The following is a 19,136-nucleotide window of genomic DNA, read 5'->3' on the forward strand; positions in this document are numbered from 1 at the left end:
GCCGAAACAATAGCTCGCATATTTTAGAATATAAGCATTCTTTTCTAGTTCTCGACAAGATTGACGCATCTTGATAAGAATAGCGCCGACAGTTTGATTGCTGCTGTTTTGGCGATGATTGCGGTGAATCCGCCAATGTTTTCATGCACTCGGAGTTTTCTCTTATGGCACGTATCGTCATTCTTGGAGCAGGTATTTCTGGGCACACCGCCGCCAGATACCTCGGCAAATGGCTCGGTAAAAAGCATCAGGTGATTGTGGTATCGCCCAATGCCAAATGGAATTGGATTCCCTCGAATATCTGGGTGGGCGTGGGTGAAATGACCGAGCGCCAAGTGACATTTGAATTGGCACCGATCTATAAAAAAATCCATGTCGATTTTCATCAAGCCAAGGCGCTGTCTATTCATCCTGAAGGCAATACGGAACGGGCAAATCCATTCGTTACCATTGAATACACTGAGATGGCACGGGCTGGTCAAACCGAGATGATTGAATACGATTATCTCATCAATGCAACTGGACCAAAATTAAACTTTGGTGCAACGCCGGGATTGGGACCAGATAACGGTTATACCGTATCCGTTTGCACACCCGGTCATGCACTGGAAGCCAATTCGCAATTGCAAAAACAAATTGAAGCCATGAAGAATGGCGCCGAGCGCACTTTCGTTGTGGGCACTGGTCATGGAATGTGCACCTGTCAAGGCGCAGCATTTGAATACATTTATAACGTCGATCATGCGTTGCGTGAAGCTGGAGTGCGTGAACGTGGGCGTTTGGTGTGGATTAGTAACGAATACGAATTAGGTGATTTCGGAATGGGTGGTGTGCACATCACTCGCGGTGGTTATGTAACGAATGGCAAGATTTTTGCGGAATCGTTAATGGTTGAACGCGATATGGAGTGGATTACTCGCGCCCATGTCAGCAAGATTGAACCCGGCAAAATTCACTATGAATTGCTCGATGGCAGCCAGCATGAAATCAATTTTGATTTCTCGATGTTAATTCCACCATTTGCTGGTGTAGGACTAAAGGCTTTTGATTCATCGAATAACGACATCACTGATCAGTTATTTGCGCCCAATGGTTTTATGAAGGTCGATGCAGATTATAATCCCAAGCCGTTTGAAGATTGGAGTAAAGCCGATTGGCCGCGCACCTATCAAACGCCGCAGTATCAGAATATCTTTGCCATTGGTATTGCATTTGCACCACCACATCCGATTAGTAAGGTAATGAAAAGCCCGAGCGGTATTCAAATTAGTCCGACGCCACCGCGTACTGGAATGCCCTCAGCAACGATTGGAAAAGCTGTGGCTGAAAGTATCCGCGATATGGTATTAAAAGGTGCGCCAGAACCAACGCATACTGCGTCAATGGGTGAAATGGGTGCAGCCTGTGTTGCTCAACCGGTTCCGATATTTTTAAGGGCACAGCTGCAACGATGACCGTATTCCCAGTGGTGCCTGATTACGATACCTACCCTGAATACGGACGCGATATGAATTTGACTTTTGGGGAGATTGGATTGGCAGGTCATTGGATGAAATACATTCTACATCATGTCTTTATCTATCAAGCCAAACTGCGGTTTGGTTGGTCAATTCTTCCCGATTGATACCATCGCCATTCATCTTCAATCAGAGACAATTCTATGGCTGCTAAGAATAAAGAACCCTATCAACAAGCCTATTATCCGCCGGTTCCAACACGCGGAGTGCGTTATATGCGCACGTCATTCACTTGGCAGTTTTATCGCTTTTGGGTGATCAATTTGAAAATCCTCAAGCTATTATTGAAATCGCACAATTGATGGTGCGTATTCCATAATGATTGGCATTCTCGGTGGCACTTTTGATCCAATTCATTTTGGGCATTTGCGCCCAGCATTGGATTGTTTACAAGGATTGTCATTCAATGAAATACGGATGATGCCGCTCAAGGTAGCCGTGCATCGTCCGCAACCGCAAGCCAGTACCGCGCAGCGAGTGCAAATGCTAAAAGCGGCATTGGTCGATCAAACTGATTTAACGTTAGATACCCGTGAGTTGGAGCGTTCCGGCAGCTCCTTTTCTTATGACACCTTAATGGCGTTACGCGCTGAATTGGGCGGCGATATTCCGTTATGTTTGCTGCTCGGTGCTGATGCGTTTGCCAATTTTTTGACATGGCATCGTCCGCATGACATTCTCAAATTGGCGCATTTAGTGGTAATGGCGCGACCGGGCGATGCTCCGATTGATGATGCGCTGGCGACATTATTGCAAATGCACGGTTGTGCAGAACAAGCTGCGTTGACTGCAGCGCCAGCAGGACGGATTTTGTGGTATTCGCAGGCGACACAATTGGCGATTTCATCAACGCAGATTCGCCAATTGATTGCGCAGGGTTTTAGTCCTCGTTATTTACTGCCTGATGCAGTGCTGGCATTGATTGAACGTGAGCAGTTGTATCGTTAAAACAGCTCATTTTTCTATTCTTCGCTCGATCAAATTTTTACGCAAAATTGAGACAATTTAATAATGGAAGTTGAACAACTCCGCCAGCTCGTGATTGAAACGCTAGACGATATGAAAGCGCGTGATGTGAATGTATTGGATGTGCGCGGCAAAACGGCAATCACCGATTATATGGTGGTGGCGTCCGGCACTTCAGATCGGCATGTCAAAGCCATTGCGGAAACCGTTGCGTTTCGGTCAAAAGAAGCTGGCGAAACGCCGCTAGGCACGAAGGATTAACCAGTGGCGAATGGGCGCTGGTTGATCTCAACGGTGTGGTGGTGCACGTGATGCTGCAAAAAGTGCGTGATTTTTACCACTTGAGCGGCTGTGGTCAGCGCCGAGTGCCGAAGAATTGACGGCAACTGCCGCGGTCTGAATGAACGCGCTGCGTTTGGTGATCGTCGCTGCGGTGGCAGATAACGGCGTCATTGGACGCGATAACGCGCTGCCGTGGCGGTTGCCAGCGGATTTGGCGCATTTCAAACAGTTAACGTTGGATAAAACCATTTTGATGGGACGGCGGACGTGGGAATCGCTGCCCGGGCTGTTACCACGACGGCGGCATCTGGTGTTATCGCGTGATCCGCACTTTCGCGCAGCTGGCGCATCGTGGTCAATTCGCTCGCAGCGGCGCTGGCGGCAACGGCTGGCGAAGCGGAATTGATGATCGTTGGCGGCGCGGCGTTGTATGCGAAACGCTGCCGCTGGCGATTGCCTCCAACTCACGCAGGTTCACGTCGAGATCGACGGCGATGTGTATTTTCCCGCATGGAATCGCGGAATGGCAGGAAGTGAGTCGCGTTGCGCACTCCGCCGATGCGCAGAATGCGTTAGCGATGACCTTTGTTGAATGGCGACGCCGCACGTGACCGCAGTCAATCTTGACCGGGCGTGAGATAACCGTTGCATTTCAAATGGATCGGCGTCAGCGGCAGCGGTTCCACGCGCAGCGCAGTCAGTGTTCCGCCCCACAAACAGCCGCTATCAATCGCCCACACGTTATCGCCCGCGTAATACCCCAGCGTTGACCAATGCCCAAAAATGATGCGGTCGTGGCGAGTGCGACGATTTGCCACTTGAAACCAAGGAATCAGCCCCGGCGTTTGGCTACCGATTTCACCCTTTTCTTTCAGCGCCAGCCGTCCGTCTGGTGTGCAAAACCGCAATCTTGTTAAACAGTTGGTGATAAAGCGCAGGCGGTCAATGCCGGTTAAATTGGGCGACCACTGCGCTGGCTGATTGCCGTAAACCGCCAGCAAAAACGTCTGATAATCGTCACTGCGCAACACGTTTTCCAATTCGGAGGCAGCAGCCCGCGCATCGGCAAGTGTCCATTGCGGCGGCAGTCCAGCATGAATCAGCGTTAATTCGCGTGCGGCATCGTGATGCAACAGTGGGCGCTGGCGCAGCCAATGCAGCAATTCATCTCGATCCGGCGCCTGTAATACGGCATCCAAATTGCTTTTATTTGCATGTTTAAGATTACCGGCTGCCAGCGCCAGCAGATGTAAATCGTGATTGCCGAGTACAACAACCGCAGCATCGCCGAGGGTGCGAATAAAGCGCAAAACAGCGAGTGAATCAGGACCGCGATTCACCAGATCACCCACCAACCAGAGACGATCCTGTTGCGGATTGAACTGGAGTTGATGGAGCAGGATTTGCAGCTCGGTTAAACAACCTTGAATGTCGCCAATGGCATAAATGGGCATGATGTATTTGATCGAAATTTTCAGACGGGCATCACAAAAGCGCAGCAGTTTTTTGCAGATTTCAGCAATAATACAAGTTGCGATTTCACTTTCACATGAGACGCAGCGTAAACCTGAGCATTTAGGTGGTCGCCTTTCTAATGACTTGATTACGTTGTATCATCTTTCTAAAAGTTTACTCCAAGTGATTGCCACAATGCTGATTCCTTCTAAACCTTACCGCCGAAAGCCCGACCCGTTTTTAATCCTCTTACTGTTTGTCTCCATCGGAATGTGTGTGACGCTGACGTATCAGGTCATCCTCTACTCTGGAGCAAACGATAACCCCATTGCGACCACCCAAACGCCACCTACGGCGGGTGTTGGTGGTTGAGCGTTTGAGTCATGCCAACATGTTAGAACCCACAGATTCATCTAAACGTCTGCGCGTCGGCGTGGTTGGCGTGGGTTATCTGGGGCGTTTTCATGCGCTGATTTACTCGCGCATGACCGCAGTCGAACTGGTTGGCGTGGTGGACAGCAATCCCGAACGCGCACAGACCATCGCAGCCGAAGCAGGCTGCGCTTTCTTTGCTCAACCAGCGGATTTAATTGGAAAAGTTGATGCAGTGAGCGTTGTTGTGCCCACAACTGCACACTTGGAAGTTGCTGCACCATTGTTGATGCACGGCATTCCGGTATTACTCGAAAAGCCGATTGCACCCACGTTTGCTGAGGGCGCAGAGATTGTCCGGCTGGCGCAGGAACACGGAGCACTGCTGCAAATTGGTCATGTCGAACGCTTTAATGCGGGCGTGATGGCGCTGGCGCAACGCATTGATTCTCCGCTATATCTCGAAGCGCAGCGCATGGGAAGTTTCGTTGAACGGGCGACGGATGTCGATGTGGTTTCTGATCTGATGATCCACGACATCGACATCATCCTCTCGTTAGTTGATGCGGAAATCAGCGCCATTTCGGCAGTGGGCGCATCAATACTCACACCGCATGTGGACATTGCCAACGCCCGTTTGGAATTTGCCAACGGCACGGTGGCGAATGTGGTTGCCAGCCGCGTTTCCGATAAAACCACGCGGCGCATTCGGGTGTTTCAACCACGCCGCTATTTGTCACTGGATTTTGTGACACAAACGATTGATGTCGCTGAAACTTGCACGGTTTCTGGAACGACTCGCCCAGAGATTATGCGTGAGCAGATCGTGATCGAACCGATTAAACCGTTGGATTTAGAACTTGCGGAATTCGTGCGCTGTGTGCGGACACAACAACCGCCACTGGTGGATGGCAACACCGGATTGAGGGCATTGAAAGTGGCGCTTGACGTGCGTGCTCGCATCACCGCCGTTTAACGTGCTCTGCGCCAAACCACCAACATTTACCACGGCGGGGTGTCGTCAATTTCATCTTCATCGCCAAATTTAATCCCGATCAAATAATGCCCTTCAGTGCTATCGGGACTCACCCACATCACCACCCCCACCCGCGTGGTCACACTTGACCATTCAGCTTGCGCATTGTTTTCAAACGACACCAGCAGTCGAGTAGTGATCGAATAAAGTTGATCGGTCCAGATGCGCATTCCACCATCACTAATATCGCGTGACAGACTGCCATAGCTGCATGGAGCCATATTGTTGAGCGACCCATCGATTGGTTTAAGCTGAACCTCACAACCTTCCAGTCGTTTGCGAGGATATTGGCGGCGATTATCAAATTCGCTTGGTTTCATGGGGCATACCGCTTGTTGGTTTCAATAAGAAAAAGTGAATAAACAACACGTTATTTTCTCAATCTCTGATCGATAACCTGATATGAATAGCGTTGCTTTTAGGTCTCTTTTTGACCGCAACGGCAGCGTGATCATTCTGCGTGTTATGATAACGTTATTATCTAGTAATGGTCTTCAGTTTACGGGCATTGCACCAAATTTTGATGAGTGCTGATTGCAATAATCTCTTCATTCAATTCCCACTGCTGTTGATACTGATCTTCCACGCTTCATTCATATTGACCCACTATGTCCGTGTACCACACTCCCTACACCACCCTTGCTGGACGCCGTTATCCGCTTGGAGCCACTGTTGAAGACAACGGTGTTAACTTCTCAATTTTCAGTCGCCATGCCTGCGGCGCCGAACTGCTGCTCTACACTGATGCCAGCAGCGCTGCGCCGTTTCAAATCATCCGACTTGATCCACAAATCAACCACACCTTTTTTTCGTGGCATGTTCTCGTTGTCGATTTGCCGCCCGGTACGCATTACACCTGGCGCATGGAAGGTCCCAATCAACCGCAAGCGCATGGCTGGCGTTTTGATGCCAGCGTGGAATTGGTTGATCCTTGGGCGCGAGCAGTCAATGTCTGCGATTGGCAACGGTTTCGGCGTGTACACGATGGCGTGTTACCGCACGATTCGCCACGCGGTTTGGTGATTGCCGAAGAATACGACTGGGAAGGCGACATTCCACTGCGCCTGCCATCCGAGCAGGCAGTGATTTACGAACTGCACGTCAGCGGTTTTACCCGTCATCCCAGTTCTGGCGTCACGCATCCCGGCACTTTTCTGGGCTTGATTGAGAAAATTCCCTATTTGCAACAACTGGGCATTACCCACGTCGAACTGATGCCGATCATGGCGTTTGACGAGCAGGATGTGCCCGAAGCAGTGTGGGACGCGGGACTGAAAAATTATTGGGGCTACAGCAGCTTCGGCTTCTTTTCGCCGCATCCGGGCTACTGCGTCACGCCAGAACTGGGCACACATCTGAGCGAATTCCGCGAGATGGTCAAGGCGCTGCATCGCGCAAAAATTGGCGTCATTCTTGATGTGGTTTTCAACCACACCAGCGAAGGTGGCGTGGATGGACCGACGTTGAGTTTCAAAGGCATTGGCAACGAAACCTTTTATTGTCTTGACGCGCTCGACAAATCCAAATATCTGGATTTCACCGGCTGCGGGAACACCGTCAACGCCAATCATCCCATCGTCGCCCATTTCATCGTGGATGCACTCGAATACTGGGTGCGCGAAATGCACGTTGACGGCTTCCGTTTTGATCTCGCCAGCGCGATGGCGCGAGATTCCGACGGTCATCCGCTGGCAAATCCGCCGGTGCTGTGGGAAATCGAATTGTCCGACACGCTGGCAGCGACCAAAATTATCGCTGAAGCATGGGATGCTGCTGGGTTGTATCAAGTGGGCAGTTTTCCCGGCTATCGGTGGATGGAATGGAACGGACGTTACCGCGACACCATTCGCCGTTTCGTGCGCGGCGATGTGGGATTGATTGCTGAAGTCGCCACCCGCTTGTCCGGCAGCAGCGATCTGTATCAAGCGAACCTGCGCCAGCCTACGAATTCGATCAACTTTGTCACCTGTCACGATGGCTTCACGTTATGGGATTTAGTCAGTTATAACCGCAAGAACAACCTTGCCAATTGTGAAAAAACCGCGATGGCAGCAACGACAATCTCAGTTGGAACTGCGGCATTGAAGGCGACACCAACGATCTGCAAGTACTGGCGCTGCGCCAGCGGCAAGCCAAAAATCTGCTGACGTTACTGTTTCTCAGCCAAGGTATTCCGATGTTGCTCGCTGGTGATGAAGTGTTGCGCACTCAACACGGCAATAACAACACTTGGTGTCAAGATAATGCACTGGGTTGGTTTGATTGGACGCTGCTCGAACGCAATACCGAGATGTTGCGCTTTGTCCGTGAACTGATTGCGCTGCGCAAACGTCATCCGAGTTTACGGCGGCGACATTTTCTGTCGGGGCAGCCGCAAGCAGGATCAGAATTACCGGATGTAGTCTGGCATGGCACCACGCTCAATGCGCCAGCATGGAATGATCCGCTGGCAGCGACGCTGGCGCTAACCTTGGCTCCCGCGCATCAAAGTGAAGCGCCGCTGCACATCATGCTCAACATGGGCGACGCTGCCTGCCACTTTGAACTGCCACGGCTACCGGAACTGCGTTGGCGGTTGGATCGCTGGCAATTGGCGCTGGATACCAGTCGGGCGTCGCCGTTGGATGTCAGCGCCCCGGGCGATCAGATCACAGTGGATTTTGCACCGCTGCTGGTACGCGCCCGCAGCGTCGTGGTGTTGGAAGGACGCAGCGCCTAGCGCAATCATTGCTGGACGCCAGACGATAAAACTGTAATTAGATCAATCGCTTTAATCACGATGACAGGTAGAAAGACGATGTTGAACCGCTTACCGATGGTGCGCAAATTGCTGTTTACCCTTGTGCCGCTGACGGTGGTCATGCTGCTGGGCACTGCGCTGCTGGCGCGGGTGTTGGTGCAGGAAACTGCGACTGCGAACGCTTTGGAATCGACGCGCCAGCTTGCGCGCATCGAAGGTGAACGCATGGTCAGCCATCTCACTGAAGATTTAGCGAGCATCAAAGCACTGGTTAGCGTGGTAGAAACCCGAGCACAAATTCCTGAAAGCAATCGTCGTGATTATTTCAACCAAATTCTGGAGCGTTATCTCGCCGATCATCCGCAACTGCTGGCAGCATGGACGGGCTGGGAACCGAATGCGTTTGATGGGCGCGACGCACAATTTGTGGGCACGGCGGGGCACGATGCGAGCGGGCGTTATGTGCCGTATTGGTATCGCAACGGCAGCAAAATTGCGTTGGAACCGCTGGTGGATTACGACACGCCGGGTGCGGGCGATTATTACCTGCTGGCGAAACAAACCCGCAAGCCAGTGATTTTGGAGCCGTATCTGTATCCGGTGGGCGGCGTCACCAAACTAATTACCTCAATTGTGGCGCCAGTCATTGAAAACGGACGTTTTATCGGCGTGGTAGGCGTTGATTTATTGATTGCCAGCCTTCAGGAAGAAGCCAAGCAAATTAAAATTTTGAATGGCACTTTTGCGTTTTTTAGTCATGGCGGCACCGTAATTGCGCATCCCGATTCAACGCGCTTGGGGCGCAACATGCGCGAGACGGAAAGCGATGTGTTGGGCGAGGATTTGCCGCGTTTCATCGCGGCGGTCGCTAACGCGCAACCCTTTATGACGCAACGCGAAAGCAGTCTATATCCGAGTAAAACGCTGATTATTAGCGAACCAATTGCGCTTGGCGATACCGGCAAATCTTGGTCAATTGCAATGGCATTGCCAATGAATGAAGTATTGAAAGTGCTGACAACTTTGATGCAGCAAATGTTATTCATCAGCATCGCCGGATTGGTGTTAATGATCGCGTTGATTTGGCTATTGAGCCGCAGCATCGCGCATCCGCTGCGTGAGGTGGTCGCCGTATTGGAAGACATCGCCAGCGGTGAGGGCGATTTGACGCGCCAATTGCCGGTACAAGGCAATGATGAAATTACTCACCTTGCCAGTGCATTTAATCGCTTTGTTGATAAAATTCATACGCTTGTGCGCCAAACCACTGACGCCGTGACCCAGCTCACGACGGCAGCCGCGCATCTGTCGGACGGCAGCGAAGAGGCCAAGGCGCAGGTGGAGCGTCAGCGCACGGAAACTGAGCAGGTGGCGACTGCGATGCACGAAATGACGGCGACGGTGCAGGAAGTGTCGCGGAATGCCAACAGTGCCGCTCATGCTGCCCGCGATGCCAATCAGGAAGCGGGTAAAGGTGAGCGGATCGTGCAAAACACGGTCGCAGCGATTGAGGCGCTCGCCCGTGACATCGACGCAGCGGCGGAGGTGATTCGCCGGTTGGAAACCGATTCCGACACCATCGGCAAGGTGCTGGATGTGATTCGTAGCATCGCCGAGCAGACCAATTTGCTGGCGCTCAACGCGGCAATTGAAGCTGCCCGCGCTGGTGAGCAGGGACGCGGGTTTGCGGTGGTCGCCGACGAAGTGCGGACGTTGGCGAGTCGCACCCAAGAATCCACCAAAGAAATTCAAACGATGATTGAACGGCTGCAAGCTGGCGCAGAAAGTGCGGTGACGGCGATGCAGCAAAGTCGTTCCCGTTCCGTTGAAACGGTGGCGCAAGCCGGACAAGCTGGCGCGGCGTTGAATTCAATTGCGACGGCAATTGTGCGGATTGATGATATGAATACGCAAATTGCCAGCGCGGCGGAAGAACAAAGCGCAGTCGCAGAAGAAATTAATCGCAATGTGAATAACATCACGCAATCGGTAGAAATGACTGCGCAAGGCTCGCGGACAATTGCCAATTCGAGTGAACAATTGGCGCAATTGGCGAATGGATTGCAAGCGCGGCTGCGTCAATTCCGTATTTAATTGATCACACCTTTTCACCATTCAATGCCGCGCCAAAAATGTATCAGCAGATGCGATCCCGTGTTTATCACAATTGGCACCTCGCTTTATTCTTGAGCGTGATTCATTTGGCGGCACTGACGCATTCCGCGCCAGCCGCCGCCAATTCAATACCCGCGCCATTTCTTCAAACTCTCCCCATTCCCGCGTGGATTCCGCCGCAATTGCAACCTTGGCTCCCGTGGGTGCTCGCTGCCGACGGTCAAGATCGCCGTCATTGTCCGCTTGATCTGCGCAGTGGCGAACGGCGCTGCGCGTGGGCGGGGCGTTTAGAACTCGATCTCGACAGCAACGGCGGGCATTTTGCGCAAACGTGGACGGTATTGGCGACCACTTGGATCGCGCTGCCGGGCGATGCCGCGCTCTGGCCGCAAACCGTCCGCGACGGCGACCAGCCGCTGCCGGTGCTGCCACATGCCGGACATCCGGCAGTGCGGCTTGATGCCGGTGAACATCGTTTAACTGGGCAATTTCAGTGGGCGACGGCGACGCTGCCGGATGCGTTGCCGGTGCCAGCCGCGACCGGCTTATTCACGCTGCGCCGCAACGGGCAACTGCAACCGCAGCCGCGTTTGGAGCCGGATGGACGGCTGTGGCTGCGCGATCCGACCGCCGCGCCAGCCGATGCAGCGGGCGATTGGCTGCGCGTGACGGTGCTGCGGCGGATTGAGGACGAGCTGCCGCTGCAAATGCGGACGCGGTTGGAACTCACCGTTGGCGGACGGGCGCGAGAAATCCAACTCGGCCCGGTGCCGATTGGCGACGGCGTGCCGTTTGATCTGAACAGTCCGCTGCCAGCACGCTTGGAGCCAGACGGCATGTTGCGGGTGCAGGTGCGTCCGGGGCAGTGGACGCTGGAGGTTGCCACCGCGCATCCCGATCTCAACGTCCCACTGACTTTGACGCCGCGCCCCGCGCCTTGGCCGGCGGTGGAGATTTGGGCATTCGCGGCGCGACCAGATTTGCGGCAGGTCACGGTCAGCGGAGCGCCAGCACTTGATCCGCAGCAAACCCAACTCCCGGCGGAGTGGTCAGCGTTGCCGGTGTATCGCCTCGCTGCTGGTGACACGCTGCGGCTGGATGAGCAACGGCGCGGCGATCCAACGCCCGATCCCGACCGGCTGCAACTCAACCGCGAGCTGTGGCTGGATTTCACCGGCAGCGGCTACAGCGTGCAGGATCGGATCAGCGGGCAATTGACGCGCACTTGGCGGCTGGAAGCGGATGCGCGATTGCAGCTCGGTCAGGTGCAAATCGCCGGGCAAGCAGTGCCGATTAACCAGCTCGGCGACGGCGCAGCCGCTGGCGTGGAGGTGCGACGCGGGCAGGTGAACGTCAGCGCCGACGGGCGTTTAGAGCTGCCAATTAATCAGTTACCGGCATCGGGCTGGGCGCTGCGGTTTGATTCTGCCCAGACCACGCTGCATCTGCCGCCGGGCTGGGACGTGTTGGCGATTTCTGGCGTCGATAACGTGCCGAATACGTGGCTGACGCGCTGGACGTTGCTGGATTTGTTTTTATTGCTGATCGTCGTCATCGGCGCAGCACGACTGTGGGGCGCGAGCTGGGGCGCAGTTGCTTTGCTCGCGCTGGTGTTGACGTGGCAAGCGCCGGACGCGCCGCAGCAAGTCTGGCTGCATCTGCTCGCTGCGACTGCGTTGCGCCGGGCGGTGCTGACCGCAGCATTCGGCGGGCGCTGGGTGCAGCAAGTAGTGACGGGCTATTGGCGCGGGAGCGTGCTGGCGCTGCTGTTGATTGGCTTGTCATTTGTCATCACGCAGGTGCGCACCGGCATTTATCCGCAACTCGCGCACCCCGCGGCGTTGGCGCGAGCCGGTGACGGTTTTGGCAACGCCGAAGTGCAGTTCGCGCCGCAGGTTTCCGGTTTGACTGAGGACGCAGTGGACGCGCTCCCCGCAGCGCCAATCGCCCGCGAGATGCTGTCATCGGCAGCGCGGCGCAAGAGCGCCAGCCCAGCTTCAGCGCCGCCGCAACCGTTGGAAGTGATTGATCCGCAAGCGCAAATCCAAACTGGCGTCGGCGTTCCGACTTGGCACTGGCAGCAGGTGACGCTGGCATGGAGCGGGCCGGTCGGCGCGACGGAAGCGGCGCAACTCTGGCTGCTGACGCCGCCGCTGCAATTGGGAGTGGCGCTGCTCGGCAGTCTGTTGATGGGGCTACTCGGCTGGCGCTTGAGCGGTTGGCAACTGCCGCAGCCGACGGTAGCGGGAATGAAAACGGCGCTGGTGTTGGTGGCGGCGCTGACCGGCGGGCTGCATTCCGAGCCGACGCTGGCGGAGGAATTGCCGTCACCAAAGCTGTTGCAAGAATTGCGCGAGCGGCTCCTCGCGCCGCCGGATTGTGTGCCGCACTGCGTCGAATTGGCGCGGCTGGCGGTGCGAGCGGATGCGACTGTTTTAACGCTGGAATTGACGCTGGACGCAGCAACCGCAGTCGCTGCGCCAGTGCCGGGCGGCAGTGGCGCGTGGTCGCCGCAGCAGATTGAAGTGGATGGCGCGACGCTGGAGCTGATGCAGCGCGACGCGGCGGGGCAATTGGTTGTGCCGCTCGCTGCCGGTCAGCATCAAGTGATTTTGCGCGGCGCAATTCCGGCGGCAGCGCAGCTTGATGTGCCGCTGCCGTTAGCGCCGCATCTGGTGACAGTGGACGTTGACGGCTGGCGCGTCGCCGGTTTGGAGGCGGAAACGACGGTGACGCAGTTGCAATTCATTCGATTGGCGACGGCAGATGCTGCGCCGGTGGCGACGCTGACGCAGGAGGCATTGCCGCCGTTGCTGCGCGTCGAACGGCGGTTGCGATTCGGCGTGGAATGGCAGGTGGAAACGCGAGTGCTGCGCTTGTCAGCGCCAGAATTTGCGGTGCTGCTGCCGATCACGCTGCTGCCCGTGAAGCGGTGCAAACGGCGGGAGTGGCGGTGGTTGACGGGCAAGTGCTCGCGGCGCTGCCGCCGGGCGTGACCGAATTGACGTGGACGGCGCGGCTTGATCCGGTCAGTGAATTGACGTTGACGGCGAGCGCCGATCCGCGAGTGAGCGAGCTGTGGACGCTTGATCTGAGCACGTTGTGGCATTTGACTTGGCATGGACTCGCGCCGGTGTATCAACGCGAGCCGCTGGCGCAGTGGCTGCCGCAGTGGCGACCCCGCGCTGGTGAGCAGTTGACGCTGGAGTTGACGCGCCCGTTGGGAGTGCCCGGCGCAACGCTGACATTTGATCGCGTCGCGGCGCAGATCGCGCCGGGGCAGCGCGGGAGCACGGTGACGCTGACGTTGGCGCTGCGCAGCAGTCGCGGTGGAAATCATCTGCTGCCGTTGCCAGCGGGCGTTGAGCCGCTGCGAATTGCGCTTGATGGACGGGCGCTGCCGGTGCCAATTGCGGCAGCGGATGGGACGATTGCAGTTGAATTACCGCTGGTGCCCGGCAGCCAGCAGGTGACGCTGACGTGGCGCGATCCGCAGCCGCTGGGCGTTCATTTCACGCCGAGGCTGCCGGATGTGGGACAGCCAGCGGTGAATCTCAATGTGCGGGTGCAGATGCCGACTGATCGCTGGATTTTATTGACGACTGGCCCGCTGCTGGGGCCGGCAGTGTTGGTGTGGGGCGTATTGCTGGTGGTGACAGGATTGGCGCTGGCGCTGGGTCGCAGCCGCTTGACGCCGTTACGCACCCGCGATTGGCTGCTGCTCGGCGTGGGGCTGAGTGTGGCGCAAGTGTGGGCGAACCTGTTGATTGTTGGCTGGTTATTTGCTCTCGGCGCACATCAGCGGCAGCGGCAATTGCACACCGCACCGACCGGCTGGCGTTTGTGGCTGCTGCACACGGGATTGGCGGGATTGACGCTGGCGGCGTTAATTGCGTTGTTAATTGCAATTCAACAGGGTTTATTGGGTTATCCCGATATGCACATTGCAGGTAATGATTCGACTGCGCATGTATTGAATTGGTATCAAGATCGCACAGATAACGCCTTGCCGAAAGTGGAGATTTATTCGCTGCCATTATGGGTATATCGCGCATTGATGCTGGCGTGGGCATTATGGCTGGCAGTGCGCCTATTGAATTGGTTGCGCTGGGGGTGGAATGCCATTGCAGCGCCGATAAAGCATGAGCAACGGAATGATGCGTCGGTGGTTTGAATACGATTATTGCATGAGTTTGATGCTGGCGCTATTCACCATGACAGCGCCAGCATTTGCTTTAGAAGAGATTCCGAATGCAGCAGACATGCCCGGATTGCTGCGTGTCGCAGATTCTGTATTGATTGGCTATCGGCAACGCGCCGCAGTGCGCAGTGAAATTCCGACTGGACCATGGAAAAAAAACGGTTGGACAACATCAATCCAAGCAGAAGGCCAATGCTCCCAATGGTTATATCTTGCGCCGCCGCAAATAGACTCACTGGAAGTAATCCGTCATTATCAGGAAGCGTTGGTTGAGTTGGGTTATCAATCTATTTTTCAGTGTATTGATTTTAAGAAATGCGGAAAAGAAGTAGCAGCATTTTATTATGATGCAGCGCAGGGGAAACAATTTACTGAAAGTTATCTATTAAAATCAGTTTATTCTGAAGGCTCAGTGAAAGAGCCGCGCATTCAAGTCGTGCAACGGCGCAATACTGAAGGTGAATCCTATATTTTCATTTTCGCTGCGTATCAAGATAATTATGCTGATTCACAGGCTGGCGAACGCGTCGCAGTGTTTATTGAAGAACTGCGCGTATCAACGAATCAAACCCAATCCAAACCTGAAGAAAAACCGCAATTCACAGAATCTGTTGCCGAGAATACTGCGCTATTTCCAGTATTGAGCGCAGCAGAATTATTGCGCGATCTCACGGCGAACGGACACGCAGTAATTTATGGCATTCAATTTACCGATGATCAAGCAACCATTCGCCCGGAAGCTGCGGCGCAATTGGAACAGATTGCACGTTTATTCAATGAACAGCCAAAGTTATCAGTGTATCTGGTTGGTCACACCGATAATCAGGGTAATTTCAATAAGAATTTAACGCTTTCCACGCAACGTGCCGAAGCGGTGATGCAATTATTAATTCGTCAATACAGAATTAATAGCACACGATTATCCGCAATGGGTGTGGGCGGACTCGCGCCGTTAACCACGAATGCCAACGACGACGGACGAGCACGAAATCGCCGATTAGAAATCGTCGCCAGATAGTTTTCAGCAGCGCGGAATGCTATTCCGTCTGTTATATTTTTATCCTTTAACCAGTGAGTAGTTCATGCAGAGTATTTATATCGCCGGAGCGGGTTCCGGCAGTGGCAAATCGGTTGTCGTTTTGGGCATGATGGAAATGTTATCGGCAGTGAATCGACGAGTAGGTTTTTTTCGTCCATTCGCACCAAAAGCCGATGAACCAGACAATCTCACTGCGTTAATCCAGAGTCGTTATGAATTGCCATTTCCAGCGGAAATGTTTTACGGCTGTACAGTGGAAACAGCGCGGCAATTAATTGGCAGTGGTCATTACGATGAATTGATTAAACTGGTGATGAATAAGTTTAAGGCGTTAGAAGAACGCTGTGATTTAGTCGTATGCGCTGGCACCGATTACAACGGTTTAATTCCGTCATTGGAATTCGATTTCAATGCGGATTTGGCGATCAATTTCGGTTGCAGTTTGATTGTGGTGGTCAAGGGTTTTGGGCGCAATCCGCAGGAGGCGGTGGACGCGCTGCACATCGCACACGAGCTGATGCGCGAGCGCGGCGGCGATTTTCTCGCCAGCGTGGTCAATGGCGTGGCTGCCGAGCACGTTGACGCAGTGAAAAATCTCGCCCGCGATCTGTTGACGGCGACGGAAACGGTTTATGTGTTGCCGCATCAAGCGGCGCTGGCGCGACCGACCATCAGCGAAATTCAGCGTTCACTCAATACGGAAACGCTGTATGGCGAAGATGACGCGCTGCATCAGGTCGTGACCTGCTACAAAATTGCGGCGATGGAGATTCCAGATTTTCTGCGCTACATCGAAGACGGTTGCTTGATTATCACGCCCGGCGACCGCTCGGACATTATTTTGGCCAGCCTCGCCGCCGATGTGTCCTCATCATTTCCGCGAGTTGCCGGATTGCTGTTGACTGGTGGCTTGCGCCCAGCCGAAACGGTGCGTCGTTTAATTGAAGGATTGCGCCGTACCAAGGTCGCTATTTTGCAAGTCCCGACCGACACCTTTACGACGGTGATGAATTTGCACCGCGTGGAAGCGACTATTTTGCCGACCGATGTCCGCAAAATCGCAGCGGCGCTGGGATTATTTGAAAATCACATTGAAGTAGAAGAATTGCGGCGGCGTATTGCCGTGCGTCATTCCGACCGAATTACGCCATTGATGTTTGAATACGAATTAATTCGTCGCGCCAAATCACGCCAGCAGCGCATCGTATTACCCGAAGGCAGCGATGAGCGCATTTTGCGGGCAGCAGAAATCCTCACGCTGCGCGGTGTCGCCGAGCTGACGCTGCTCGGCAATTCAGATCGAATTCGCCGGCGAATTGGCGAACTGGGTTTGAAACTCGACAACATTCGCATTCTCGATCCGGTCACTTCACCAGAGCGCGAGCGTTATGCGCGAACCTATTTTGAATTGCGCCAGCATAAGGGTATTTCACTGCAAATGGCCTGCGATGCGCTGGAAGATGTCAGTTATTTCGGCACGTTAATGGTGTATTGCGGCGATGCTGATGGCATGGTTTCCGGCGCAATGCACACGACCCAGCACACTATTCGTCCGGCATTTGAAACGGTGAGAACCAAACCAGAGGTTAAACTGGTTTCCAGCGTGTTTTTCATGTGTTTACCGGATCGCGTATTGGTTTACGGTGATTGCGCAGTCAATCCGAATCCCAACGCGGATGAATTAGCCGACATTGCAATTAGTTCTGCCGCAACTGCAATTGCATTTGGAATTGAGCCACGCATTGCGATGTTGTCGTATTCCAGCGGCGATTCCGGTAAAGGCGAAGATGTCGAAAAGGTGCGTGAAGCAGTGCGTATTGCCCGCGAGCGCCGTCCCGATCTTAAAATCGAAGGGCCGATTCAATATGACGCAGCAGTTGATATTGAAATTGGGCATTCAAAAATGCCGGATAGTGAAGTCGCTGGTCATGCAACAGTATTGATTTTCCCCGATCTCAATACCGGCAATAACACTTATAAAGCGGTGCAACGCAGCGCCAATGCAGTCGCTATTGGTCCGGTGTTGCAGGGATTGAATAAACCCGTCAATGATTTAAGTCGTGGCTGCACTGTCACCGATATTGTGAATACGGTCGCGATTACCGCAATTCAGGCGCAGGACGCAGCGCAAGAAGTGATCAATGGTCAATTAGCCATTGGCAATGAGGAAAGTCTGGAGGCAGCGCAATGAAAGTTTTGGTGCTGAATGCCGGCAGTTCTTCAATTAAATATCAATTGTTTGATAGCGCGGAATGGCGAGTGCTGGCGCATGGTTTAATTGCGCGGATTGGCGAGGAAGCTGGCGAACTCAAGTTGAATTGGTACGATGCAGCGGGCGCGGCGCAATCGCGGCAGGAAACGCGGCCAATTCCGACGCATCAAGCGGGGCTTGATCTATTAATTGCTGATTTGCGCGAGCGCGGATTGCTGGCGGATGTCACGGAATTGGCGGCAATTGGGCATCGCGTCGTGCACGGCGGTCCGAATTTCAATCATCCGATGATTGTTGATGACGCAGTCGTCGCGGAGATTGAGAGCGTGATTCCGCTTGCGCCGCTGCACAATCCGGGGCATTTGGCGGGAATCGCAGTGGCACGACAGTTGTTTCCGAGTGTGCCGTCGGTGGCCGTTTTTGATACTGCGTTTCATCAAACCATGCCGCCGACCGCGTACCGCTACGCCATTCCTGAATTTCTCTACACCGAGCACCGAATTCGCCGTTACGGTTTTCACGGCACTTCGCATCATTACGTTGCCAAACGCGCCGCTGCGCTGCTCGGCAAACCGTTGGCAAAGTGCAATTTGATCACGCTGCATCTCGGCAACGGTGCCAGCGCCAGCGCCATTCGCAACGGTCAGTGCGTCGATACGTCGATGGGATTAACGCCGTTGGAAGGGCTGGTGATGGGCACGCGCTGCGGCGACATTGATCCGGCAGTGGCGATTTATGCGTTGAAAAATCTAGGTTTAGACGCAGACGGCGTGGATCAATTGCTCAATCGTCAAAGCGGTTTGCTCGGCATTTGCGGCGTGAATGACATGCGCGAAATTGATCTCCGCGCTGCGGCTGGCGATGCAGCGGCGGAGCTGGCAATTGGTATCACGGCGCATCGGTTAAAAAAGTACATCGGCGCATATTCTGCCGAACTCGGCGCAGTGGATGCGATTGTTTTCACTGGAGGAATTGGCGAAAACGCGGCGGGAATTCGCCAACGCGCCTGTGCCGATTTGGAGCGGCTGGGCATCGTGCTGGATGACACGTTAAACGCAGCGCGAAAACCGAGCGGCGAGCGACGAATCAGTACGCCAGCCAGCGCCGTGCAAGTGCTGGTCATTCCGACCAATGAAGAGTTAGAAATTGCACAGCAGGCGTTGGCGGCAGTGTCTCCAATTGAATAACTGCCAATTTTTCA

General features: G+C 54.3%; 13 protein-coding genes and 3 pseudogenes. 14 read left to right on the forward strand and 2 right to left on the reverse strand.

All coding sequences use genetic code 11. The features are described from left to right. Positions 1-164 precede the first annotated feature (164 nt). The 6 genes and pseudogenes from CXB77_RS06755 (at position 165) to CXB77_RS23655 (ending at position 3,376) form a co-directional block, all read left to right on the forward strand. Positions 165-1,624: pseudogene (locus tag CXB77_RS06755) on the forward strand (NAD(P)/FAD-dependent oxidoreductase). 36 nt (positions 1,625-1,660) lie between these two features. After that, positions 1,661-1,819, forward strand: coding sequence for a hypothetical protein (locus tag CXB77_RS19650; RefSeq protein WP_172452580.1), 159 nt, complete (start codon positions 1,661-1,663; stop codon positions 1,817-1,819). 16 nt (positions 1,820-1,835) lie between these two features. Then, the gene (nadD, locus tag CXB77_RS06760; RefSeq protein ID WP_105073294.1) at positions 1,836-2,465 is read left to right on the forward strand and encodes a nicotinate-nucleotide adenylyltransferase; all 630 of its coding nucleotides are present in this window, start codon (positions 1,836-1,838) and stop codon (positions 2,463-2,465) included. Between the two features lie 111 nt (positions 2,466-2,576). Continuing rightward, positions 2,577-2,863 (forward strand): annotated as a pseudogene (rsfS, locus tag CXB77_RS06765) (ribosome silencing factor). A 20-nt stretch (positions 2,864-2,883) separates the two neighbouring features. Next, complete coding sequence (locus CXB77_RS23650) at positions 2,884-3,171, forward strand: dihydrofolate reductase (protein ID WP_347338071.1); 288 nt, start codon at positions 2,884-2,886, stop codon at positions 3,169-3,171. Then, the gene (locus tag CXB77_RS23655) at positions 3,086-3,376 is read left to right on the forward strand and encodes a hypothetical protein (protein ID WP_347338072.1); all 291 of its coding nucleotides are present in this window, start codon (positions 3,086-3,088) and stop codon (positions 3,374-3,376) included. Before CXB77_RS23650 ends, CXB77_RS23655 begins: the two co-directional genes overlap by 86 nt. A gap of 6 nt (positions 3,377-3,382) precedes the next feature. Here the strand turns inward: CXB77_RS23655 and CXB77_RS06775 are convergent, their stop codons facing one another. Further along, positions 3,383-4,219 carry a symmetrical bis(5'-nucleosyl)-tetraphosphatase gene (locus CXB77_RS06775; protein ID WP_105073295.1) on the reverse strand — a complete coding sequence of 279 codons (837 nt, stop codon included), beginning with the start codon at positions 4,217-4,219 and terminating at the stop codon, positions 3,383-3,385. Here CXB77_RS06775 and CXB77_RS21450 point away from each other — a divergent pair. Next, entirely contained in the window at positions 4,218-4,592 is a 375-nt protein-coding gene (locus tag CXB77_RS21450) for a hypothetical protein (protein ID WP_242445516.1), read from the forward strand. The genes CXB77_RS06775 and CXB77_RS21450 overlap by 2 nt on opposite strands. Positions 4,593-4,611: 19 nt before the next feature. Then, positions 4,612-5,568 carry a Gfo/Idh/MocA family protein gene (locus tag CXB77_RS06785; protein WP_105073487.1) on the forward strand — a complete coding sequence of 319 codons (957 nt, stop codon included), beginning with the start codon at positions 4,612-4,614 and terminating at the stop codon, positions 5,566-5,568. A 26-nt stretch (positions 5,569-5,594) separates the two neighbouring features. Here CXB77_RS06785 and CXB77_RS06790 read toward each other — a convergent pair whose 3' ends face one another. Next, positions 5,595-5,948, reverse strand: a complete 354-nt coding sequence (locus CXB77_RS06790) for a PilZ domain-containing protein (protein WP_105073296.1) — start codon at positions 5,946-5,948, stop codon at positions 5,595-5,597. Positions 5,949-6,236: 288 nt separating this feature from the next. Between CXB77_RS06790 and glgX the strand changes: the two are divergent. The 6 genes and pseudogenes from glgX to CXB77_RS06825 all read left to right on the forward strand — a co-directional run bounded on the left by glgX (position 6,237) and on the right by CXB77_RS06825 (position 19,122). After that, a pseudogene (gene glgX / locus CXB77_RS06795) lies at positions 6,237-8,347 on the forward strand (glycogen debranching protein GlgX). Positions 8,348-8,425: 78 nt separating this feature from the next. After that, the gene (locus CXB77_RS06800; RefSeq protein ID WP_105073297.1) at positions 8,426-10,462 is read left to right on the forward strand and encodes a methyl-accepting chemotaxis protein; all 2,037 of its coding nucleotides are present in this window, start codon (positions 8,426-8,428) and stop codon (positions 10,460-10,462) included. Between the two features lie 92 nt (positions 10,463-10,554). After that, complete coding sequence (locus CXB77_RS06805; RefSeq protein WP_146108747.1) at positions 10,555-13,479, forward strand: hypothetical protein; 2,925 nt, start codon at positions 10,555-10,557, stop codon at positions 13,477-13,479. A 1,158-nt stretch (positions 13,480-14,637) separates the two neighbouring features. Beyond that, positions 14,638-15,702 (forward strand): OmpA family protein, encoded by a 1,065-nt coding sequence (locus tag CXB77_RS06815; protein ID WP_172452581.1) that lies wholly within the window; start codon positions 14,638-14,640, stop codon positions 15,700-15,702. Positions 15,703-15,766: 64 nt separating this feature from the next. Then, complete coding sequence (pta, locus tag CXB77_RS06820) at positions 15,767-17,914, forward strand: phosphate acetyltransferase (protein WP_105073301.1); 2,148 nt, start codon at positions 15,767-15,769, stop codon at positions 17,912-17,914. Further along, the gene (locus CXB77_RS06825; protein WP_105073302.1) at positions 17,911-19,122 is read left to right on the forward strand and encodes an acetate/propionate family kinase; all 1,212 of its coding nucleotides are present in this window, start codon (positions 17,911-17,913) and stop codon (positions 19,120-19,122) included. The genes pta and CXB77_RS06825 overlap by 4 nt, the downstream gene beginning before the upstream one ends. Positions 19,123-19,136 lie beyond the last annotated feature (14 nt).

Source organism: Chromatium okenii (assembly GCF_002958735.1).
Lineage (GTDB): Bacteria > Pseudomonadota > Gammaproteobacteria > Chromatiales > Chromatiaceae > Chromatium > Chromatium okenii_A.

Bases quoted from the DNA above. Each gene is read 5' to 3' on its own strand.
- CXB77_RS19650 (WP_172452580.1), top strand. From the start codon at position 1,661: ATGGCTGCTAAGAATAAAGAACCCTATCAACAAGCCTATTATCCGCCG.
- CXB77_RS06785 (WP_105073487.1), top strand. From the start codon at position 4,612: ATGTTAGAACCCACAGATTCATCTAAACGTCTGCGCGTCGGCGTGGTT.
- CXB77_RS06825 (WP_105073302.1), top strand. From the start codon at position 17,911: ATGAAAGTTTTGGTGCTGAATGCCGGCAGTTCTTCAATTAAATATCAA.
- CXB77_RS06790 (WP_105073296.1), bottom strand. From the start codon at position 5,948: ATGAAACCAAGCGAATTTGATAATCGCCGCCAATATCCTCGCAAACGA.
- CXB77_RS23650 (WP_347338071.1), top strand. From the start codon at position 2,884: ATGAACGCGCTGCGTTTGGTGATCGTCGCTGCGGTGGCAGATAACGGC.
- pta (WP_105073301.1), top strand. From the start codon at position 15,767: ATGCAGAGTATTTATATCGCCGGAGCGGGTTCCGGCAGTGGCAAATCG.
- nadD (WP_105073294.1), top strand. From the start codon at position 1,836: ATGATTGGCATTCTCGGTGGCACTTTTGATCCAATTCATTTTGGGCAT.
- CXB77_RS21450 (WP_242445516.1), top strand. From the start codon at position 4,218: ATGATGTATTTGATCGAAATTTTCAGACGGGCATCACAAAAGCGCAGC.
- CXB77_RS06800 (WP_105073297.1), top strand. From the start codon at position 8,426: ATGTTGAACCGCTTACCGATGGTGCGCAAATTGCTGTTTACCCTTGTG.
- CXB77_RS06815 (WP_172452581.1), top strand. From the start codon at position 14,638: ATGATGCGTCGGTGGTTTGAATACGATTATTGCATGAGTTTGATGCTG.
- CXB77_RS06775 (WP_105073295.1), bottom strand. From the start codon at position 4,219: ATGCCCATTTATGCCATTGGCGACATTCAAGGTTGTTTAACCGAGCTG.